We start from the raw sequence: 7482 nt of genomic DNA, 5'->3' as shown, positions 1-7482 counted from the left end.
TGTAAACATTCCTTCTCTGCCTTAATTAAATAAGAAAATAACTTATCTTTCATAAATTTTAGATAAAAATATATCTTTATCTTTATTAAAACTAAATAAATAGAGTTAATAAAAATACATGTTATTTTTTAGACGCTTTAAAGAATTTAATATTTACAAGAGTCAGATCTTAAATAGCAATAGAGTAGACGAAATCCATAAGTGAAAATCGTTGTATACAGCATTCATGCTTTATAGATATGAGCGAACAGGCATAGCCAAGCAAAAAACATCTACGCAATAGTGCGCGACATGATTTACATCAGTATGTAGTAGACTTGGTAAGGTGTAGTAAAGCAGATAGGTATCGATGGCTACTTATTGAAAGATATCAATAAGTAGCTCTTAACTAAAATTTAACCAACCTTTGCGAGGTCATTACTGCTGTCATCTCTTCAACTGCTTTACTCTTTAAGAACGTCTTGGTGTTTGGGTGGGACATAGTGATTCCTCCGTCGGTTGTGGCTGATCGTCATTAGATGACTATAGCAAATTAATGAAGATACGTTAGATGATTAGTATCATATAACGTTATTTGATAGCATTATAAAATGGGTTTAGATTTTAATAGGATGCCTAATAATCATTATATATTTTTAAATATTAATGTCAATAATATCCTATCTACTCTTTATTAATAGTTACTTCCTACTACTTAAAATATATTTATAGTTACGGCTAAAATGCAGAATACATTATTAAATTATAAAGCTATTAGTAACTTCAATAAGTAGCGCTGCTGCAATAAGTATAAAAATAACTCCGCAACCACGATTAAGCCAAGCTAAGCGCTCCCCAACATCCAGCCAGCCTGATAGTTTTTTACCACCTAGGGTATAAATCAGCTGCCAAATAATTTCACTTAGATAAAGCCCTAAAGTTAAAGCGATATATTGAGGCCAGAGCGGCAGACTAAAATTAATAAATTTTGGGAAAAAGGCTGCAAAAAATAAAATCGCTTTTGGATTTGATAATGCTACCCATACGCCTGTGCGAAATAATATAAAATCACTAGGGATAGCTTTGACCGCAGCACTAGACAGCGAGCGAGGTGCCGGTCTATTAGTAGCCGTCATATCAGGATAGCTTGAGTCAATCTCTGCACTCATCGCTTGAGCATCGGTCATTAAACTGCCGTTATCACCCGCATTACGCCACGAGCTAATCCCTAAATAAAGCAAATATAGGCCGCCAATAGCCTTAATCAAAGTTAATAGCCAAGGTGACTGTCGGCTAATGACGTCCAGTCCAAGCAGTGTCGATAACAGCAAAATAAACAGCCCAACACTTAAACCTGCCAGCGTCCATATCGTGCGCTTTACGCCATAATTGAGACCATACTGAAATGCCAGCAACATGTTGGGGCCTGGGGTGGCCGATATAAAAAAAGTACTTGCAAAAAATACCGCAAACAGATGCCAAGACATCAACCAACCCCTAAGTTATCGTTTAAAAGTGTTTAAGTTAAAATATTGCGATTCTAAAAAAAGCAAACACCGCCATAAAGACGGTGTATTTTATACTAATTAAGATTAAAAATGCTTTACGATTGCAAAGTTCACTTCATTAATGAGCGCTCTTTAATAACAGCTGCCTAACAGCAACTATCTAGCAGACGCTGCAAAAAACTATCACAGCGCTCAAGCTCACTCAGCTCAACATACTCATCGGCTTTGTGCGCTTGCTCAATACTACCGGGACCGCAAATTATGGTTGGAATACCGGCATTGGTAAACTGACCGCCCTCAGTGGCATAGGCAACTTTGTGGCGCTGATTATCTTTGGTGAGCGCGACTATTAACTGTTGTAGTTCCGTGCTATCACTATCAGTCATCGCTGGCACGCCTACTTCTTGCAGTAACTCAATGCCGGTCTCCGGCGCTCGCGCTTGCATCTGCGCGCTCAGCTCCGCTACTTTTGCTTGAATAGGCGTTAGAATGTCCTCTTGAGTCATATGCGGAAGATTACGATAATCAAAAGTAAACTCACATAGATTAGGAACAATATTGGTCGCCGTACCACCTTGAATCGTTCCTACGGAGAGCGTTGAATAAGGCACATCAAACAGCGCATTACCTTCATCGAGAGAGCCATCACGCTGGTTTAATTCTTCAGCTAAATCATCAACGAAACCAACCAAACGACTGGCATAGCTAATGGCGTTCACGCCCTGCGCGGTCAAGGAGGAATGCGCCGATTTGCCGTGGACGCGGCAGCGATAAACAGCTATGCCTTTATGCGCCACTACCATAGCCATATTAGTGGGCTCACCAACGATACAATAGTCAGGGGTGATACCGCGCGCCTTTAGGTCTGCCAATATTAATGGCGCCCCCAAACAGCCGACTTCTTCATCGAACGACAATGCCAAATGCAGTGGACGCTTCAATTTGCCACTTTTAGACAGCTCTGCAGCACGTGGTAATACCGTTAATGCGCAGGCAATAAAACCTTTCATATCGCAGGCTCCACGCCCATAAAGGCGCGACCCACGAATAGTAGCGGTAAATGGATCGGACGTCCAATCTTGCCCATCAACCGGCACCACATCGCTATGACCTGAGAGTACCAGCCCGCCGTTTACGATGGCTGCGCCGTTAGTATTATCACCTGCCGGAACAGTGACAAATAAATTGGCTTTGTCTTGGGCCTCATTAAAAGTCAAATCTATCATCAAGCCTAACTGCTCACAATAAGTCTGCACGTCTTTGATTAGCGCCAAGTTTGAATGGCGACTGACCGTGTCAAAGCCAATCAGCCGCGTTAACCAATCAATACTCTGTTCAGGATAAGAGGTGATGCTATTAGGCTGACTGTCATTGTGCTTATCGTTATGCTTATTATTATGAACGCCACTATATAGAGACATTGGATATCCTTATCGTATAAAGACGATATTAAAAATCACTGTACCGGTATCAAATATAACTATTAACTTTTTTGCTGGGCACGGCGTTGCAATTCTTTTACCTCATCATCTAAACCATCAATTGGACCTTCAACGGGTACGTTAGGAGCCACTTCTTGAATGGTTAAGGTATTGATAGGTAGCGGAGACTCTACGCCCATCTCCTTCATCCACTCGCCAAATTGCTTGGAGGAGCTGACATAGACAATACGGCCAAGTCCTGCCAAACCATGCGCAGCTGAACACATTGCGCAGTGCTCACCGGAGGTATAAACCACTGCTTTGGCACGTTCTTCAGCCGTCATATTTTTTGCCGCCCAGCGCGCGACTGCAATCTCAGGATGATAAGTGGCATCGACAGTATTAACACGATTACGGTCTTCGTTAAGTACGGTACCTTTACTATCGACCAGCACGCTACCAAAAGGCTCATCACCGGCCTCTAAAGCTTCAGCAGCAAGCTCGATACAGCGGTGCAAATGTTTTTTATCATTATCAGTTAACATAATTTATTATCCCTATTATTTTATATTCGTCTAACGCTATTAGGCATATTATACTTTCAAAGTATCAGTCTAACCATTAACCATGCTACTCGCAAGATAATGTAAATAAGTATAAATACTAACAAGCTGTATGATTCATATTTAACTTTTTTGGTTTTTCGTCAAATGTTGGGGTCTAAAGATAGAAAAAAAACCAAATGGGTCACTTTTTTTAAAGTATCTACCATTTGGAGTTCAGTTCACGAGTGCCGACGTAGCAAGTGCTTACATGTATGGCGTATAAATTGTGTTGTATGATTCCTAACGTCATTTTTTTCGAGGGGTATCAAAACCATAAGCTTGCCCATCTTTATGCTTAATTTTATCTTCCCAAGGAAGACTATATGTTCCGTTTTTCAAATCGTCCATATACGTATATGGGGCGTCCATTACTCCGCCTTCTACGGCAACAAATCCTCGGTGCCCTAACTGGTAGATATTATTTTCAACTCCCCAGTTGATTCGAGCCTCAAGTGCCAAATCAGGTCTAACTTCTCCAGTGATTATTTCGTCGGCGCGGTTACTACCTGTTACGAGTGTTACACCATCAAACCCAACAATCATGGCTTCCCCCATCGAATCATTGGTCCCATCACTTCCACACATAGCAACGGACGCGGTATACGCAAGGTTGCAAAATGCATTTGTTTGATTGGTTATCTTCCAAGAATGTCGAATTGGTGGCGTATAACCAGCTGTACGTAAAATAACATCTGCACCTTTATATGCAAGTTCACGACTAACCTCTGGAAACATTCCATCATGGCAAATAACTAGCCCTAATTTACTTCCATTTGGTCCGTCACACACAGGCAAACCCAGATTACCCGGTTCCCATGGTTCAACAGGAACCCAGGGATGTAATTTTCGACAGTTTAATTTTATCTGGCCCTGATCATTTATAATTAATCCGGTATTATAAGGATTTCCATTAGGGTTATATTCCATTATTGAAAAACATCCCCAAATTTGATTTTCCTTACAAACTTTTTTCAGTTCAGACACTTCAGGTCCATCGATATCACACATAATCTCGTCATTCATATCCATTGAAAGTCCATGAAGCATATATTCTGGAAATACGACAAGATCGATGGGGGCTATAAACCGCTTTGCTTTTCGAACCATCTCACATACTTTCTCGGTTTGTTTAGTCAAGTCACCTTTCGTTTTTGTTATTGGTAATTGCAACTGTACTAACCCTAGAACCACTCCGTTTGGAGATTTATTCAATCCGCCAAGTCCATTCATTATAAAACTCCTTTTTTAAATATACTATACTCATATCGACAGAGTAGAGAGACGCTCTATAATCATCATACGACCAAAAAGTTTCCCCGTCAAATGTTGGGGGAGATGAAGTATTTTTCATCCCAACCCCCGTAAACGCCAATATCCTTGTACTTATGAGTCAATAGTATTTTGGCGCATGCGTAGCACTTTTTGCAACTCTGCAATTCCAGCTAATAAATTTCGTGGTAAAATTTAAATGCACGCATCTCCTTTTCTTTACTCATTTCTCGACAATTTAAGTATGGAAGACATTGGAGATTGCTTGTCTTTTTCTTGGTTGGATTGTTTGAACGCTCCAACATTTAGTGTAGAACCACTTTGCTTTTAAAGCATTGATACTAATTTTAGATTCGCCCCGTATTGTTATGAAGGATTATCTTGGTTCATCACATTAACCACAGGCGGCATAGGTTTTGGTAGCTTACCTTCTGCTTGTAGCTCTTTGGTGGTTTTAGCATCAATCGCCAATCCTGCAATCAATGCCAAGTCTTTAATAGCTTTACGCTGACGCGTTGCAAAACTGACCGGCACCATCCGTGCAAATTCATAAATGTAGAGATAAGACTCTTCGCCGCCCTCATATTCTTCATCATCCTCTAAACGAATACCGCCAATCTTTGCCAAATCCGTAAGCATCTCATTTTCCTCGCTAGTCAAACGACAATCGGTGATGCCAAAGCCAGTCATAAAGCCATTAGCCCACTGTTTCAGTGCTATCACACGCTCGTACAAGTCGTGTTCGTCATCAGGTACCAGCGGCGTATAAGAATAGGCGTCGTCTTTATCTTTAAGCTGAAATACGGTGTCTTCAGCTTCTTCGGTAAGCAAAGTCAGCGCCTCATCTGGTAATGGTGCAAAGCTCAGCTCATTAAGTACGGTAGCCCAACCTTGCTCATCAGGTGCCTCACAAGCAGTCATTAATCCAGTCATGAAGCCATGTATCTCGCTGACGGACACATCCGTCCATTCTTCAAATGCCTTGCACCAAGTGTTCCAGCCAGAAATATTGTCATTCATAAAGGTCATCCTAAGGGTTAATTTGCGTATATTATATTAATAGGCAATAGTCGCAGCCTGACGCTGTTTGCAGCGCGATAATTAATAAAAGTGAAAAACAAAGCGCAATAGCTGCAATTACTTTGTTGATATAGATATAATGCGGTCACCTATGGCATTATTAAACGTATCTACCAAAATTCATTCACGCTCATTTATTAAGGGTAAAAACTGACTATGTATGATCAACTCAAAAACCTAGAAAAAACGATACTCGATATAAAGAAACAATATCAGCTGGTCAGTGTTGAACTTAATAGCTGCAAACAGCAGCAAAATACTGATCCCAAAGAATTAGCCGCACTCAAATCCAAGCTTGATAATAGTTATGCAGAACGTGATACCGCCAAAAAGCAATTTATCGAGCTTGATAAACGGTATCAAAGCCTTGCCGAAGCCCATCATATGATTGGTGAAGATCAAGACAAACTACAAAAACAGTTGGCAGACTTACAGCAGCAAAATAAGTCACTACAGCAGCATAATCATGAAGTTAAACAGAAAAACAGTGATCTGCAAAAACAAAACCATGACTTACAAGAGAAAAACCAGCTGGCATCCGAACGTACCGAAGTCGTCTTAAAGCGTCTGACCCGTATTGATCAAGTGGATGGTTAATATCTTTTACTTAATAGCTATTGCAGCCGCTATATTTTATCACCCTATTATTTTACCCACATACTAATACCTTGTAGGATTTCTTATGACCAATGACCGCACTGACACTAAAAGCGCCCAGACTCCGAGCAACACGTCTCAAGCCCAGCCCAAAAAAACGTCTGAACAAAACACTAACGCCCCAGCCAATCAAACGCAGACGGCAACCCCTAATCTAGTCGCTGAGCGCAAAACATCAGACGTTAGCAAAAAGGCGACAGAAGATCAAAAACCGCAAATGAAAAAAGTAGATATCGTTATTGCGGGTGTTACGTATCAAATTTATTGTCCTATTAATGAAGAAGAAGAACTACGCTCGGCTGTGTATTATATTAATAATTTTGTATTGGATATTAAGCAAGAAGCACCGAACTTACCGCAAGAAAACCTATTGGTACTGTGCTGCTTAAATTTATACGAAAAAATTCATTCGCAGAACAAAACTGATGCAGACCATCGGCACAAAACCGAACAGTCAGTAGCCTTATTGAACAAAATCATGCAAGACGCTCAATCTATTTTATAACTTATTTAAATACTTAGTTGTTAAGTTAAAACTTAGCGTCTTAATGATTAACGTTTTAATGATAAGTTATGCGGGTTACTTATAGCTTCTACCGGCATGAAAATCGGCTTGATGTTCATAGTTGCAAAAGAACAGCTCATTATTGATTTTGGTAGTGGTATCAGTGTCACTACTAAGCTCAGTAGGACTGGTCTCAAGCACACCGCGATACTCGGCTAAGCTATTACCACAAAAGTCACAATTGCGCGGCGTGGTCACATCGCCCTCTTTAGGCATCATGCTCTTTGGGGGTCGTGGGTACATAACCTTATAAAAACCCCACATTACAATCCAGACTATAATTATTATAATGATAACGGCAAACACGGCAGTGCTCCTTCGAGTAATAGTGGATTAACTAGGCTTAATGAACTACGGATATAGTATAAACTTTACTGTAAATTGCGCCTGTAGCACAA

The 7482-nt window shown here is 40.5% G+C and carries 8 protein-coding genes; 2 read left to right on the top strand and 6 right to left on the bottom strand.

The features are described 5' to 3' along the window. Positions 1–737: 737 nt before the first annotated feature. The 5 genes from JMY06_RS03900 to JMY06_RS03880 form a co-directional block, all read right to left on the bottom strand. Positions 738–1466, bottom strand: a complete 729-nt coding sequence (locus tag JMY06_RS03900) for a LysE family translocator (protein ID WP_201616331.1) — start codon at positions 1464–1466, stop codon at positions 738–740. A 167-nt stretch (positions 1467–1633) separates the two neighbouring features. Next, entirely contained in the window at positions 1634–2908 is a 1275-nt protein-coding gene (gene argE, locus JMY06_RS03895) for an acetylornithine deacetylase (RefSeq protein WP_201616329.1), read from the bottom strand. A 62-nt stretch (positions 2909–2970) separates the two neighbouring features. Then, positions 2971–3453, bottom strand: coding sequence for a nucleoside deaminase (locus JMY06_RS03890; RefSeq protein WP_201616327.1), 483 nt, complete (start codon positions 3451–3453; stop codon positions 2971–2973). A 306-nt stretch (positions 3454–3759) separates the two neighbouring features. Beyond that, positions 3760–4743, bottom strand: coding sequence for a formamidase (locus JMY06_RS03885; protein WP_227672149.1), 984 nt, complete (start codon positions 4741–4743; stop codon positions 3760–3762). Between the two features lie 405 nt (positions 4744–5148). Continuing rightward, entirely contained in the window at positions 5149–5802 is a 654-nt protein-coding gene (locus tag JMY06_RS03880) for a UPF0149 family protein (protein WP_201616325.1), read from the bottom strand. Positions 5803–6018: 216 nt separating this feature from the next. Here JMY06_RS03880 and JMY06_RS03875 point away from each other — a divergent pair, with 216 nt between their 5' ends. Together JMY06_RS03875 and JMY06_RS03870 are read left to right on the top strand one after the other, a co-directional pair. Then, on the top strand, positions 6019–6459 hold the full coding sequence (locus tag JMY06_RS03875) for a hypothetical protein (protein WP_201616323.1): 441 nt from the start codon (positions 6019–6021) through the stop codon (positions 6457–6459). A gap of 85 nt (positions 6460–6544) precedes the next feature. Beyond that, complete coding sequence (locus tag JMY06_RS03870; RefSeq protein WP_201527366.1) at positions 6545–7024, top strand: cell division protein ZapA; 480 nt, start codon at positions 6545–6547, stop codon at positions 7022–7024. A gap of 75 nt (positions 7025–7099) precedes the next feature. Here the strand turns inward: JMY06_RS03870 and JMY06_RS03865 are convergent, their stop codons facing one another. Beyond that, the gene (locus JMY06_RS03865; RefSeq protein ID WP_320157841.1) at positions 7100–7327 is read right to left on the bottom strand and encodes a hypothetical protein; all 228 of its coding nucleotides are present in this window, start codon (positions 7325–7327) and stop codon (positions 7100–7102) included. Positions 7328–7482: the final 155 nt, after the last annotated feature.

This window comes from Psychrobacter urativorans, assembly GCF_904846675.1.
GTDB lineage: Bacteria > Pseudomonadota > Gammaproteobacteria > Pseudomonadales > Moraxellaceae > Psychrobacter > Psychrobacter urativorans_B.
Note: the sequence above shows the minus strand (reverse complement) of the source record. Positions and strands in the feature narration are given on the sequence as shown.

Excerpts from the sequence above, each read along its gene's own strand:
- JMY06_RS03900 (WP_201616331.1), bottom strand. The coding sequence starts at position 1,466 with ATGTCTTGGCATCTGTTTGCGGTATTTTTTGCAAGTACTTTTTTTATA.
- argE (WP_201616329.1), bottom strand. The coding sequence starts at position 2,908 with ATGTCTCTATATAGTGGCGTTCATAATAATAAGCATAACGATAAGCAC.
- JMY06_RS03890 (WP_201616327.1), bottom strand. The coding sequence starts at position 3,453 with ATGTTAACTGATAATGATAAAAAACATTTGCACCGCTGTATCGAGCTT.
- JMY06_RS03885 (WP_227672149.1), bottom strand. The coding sequence starts at position 4,743 with ATGAATGGACTTGGCGGATTGAATAAATCTCCAAACGGAGTGGTTCTA.
- JMY06_RS03880 (WP_201616325.1), bottom strand. The coding sequence starts at position 5,802 with ATGAATGACAATATTTCTGGCTGGAACACTTGGTGCAAGGCATTTGAA.
- JMY06_RS03875 (WP_201616323.1), top strand. The coding sequence starts at position 6,019 with ATGTATGATCAACTCAAAAACCTAGAAAAAACGATACTCGATATAAAG.
- JMY06_RS03870 (WP_201527366.1), top strand. The coding sequence starts at position 6,545 with ATGACCAATGACCGCACTGACACTAAAAGCGCCCAGACTCCGAGCAAC.
- JMY06_RS03865 (WP_320157841.1), bottom strand. The coding sequence starts at position 7,327 with ATGTACCCACGACCCCCAAAGAGCATGATGCCTAAAGAGGGCGATGTG.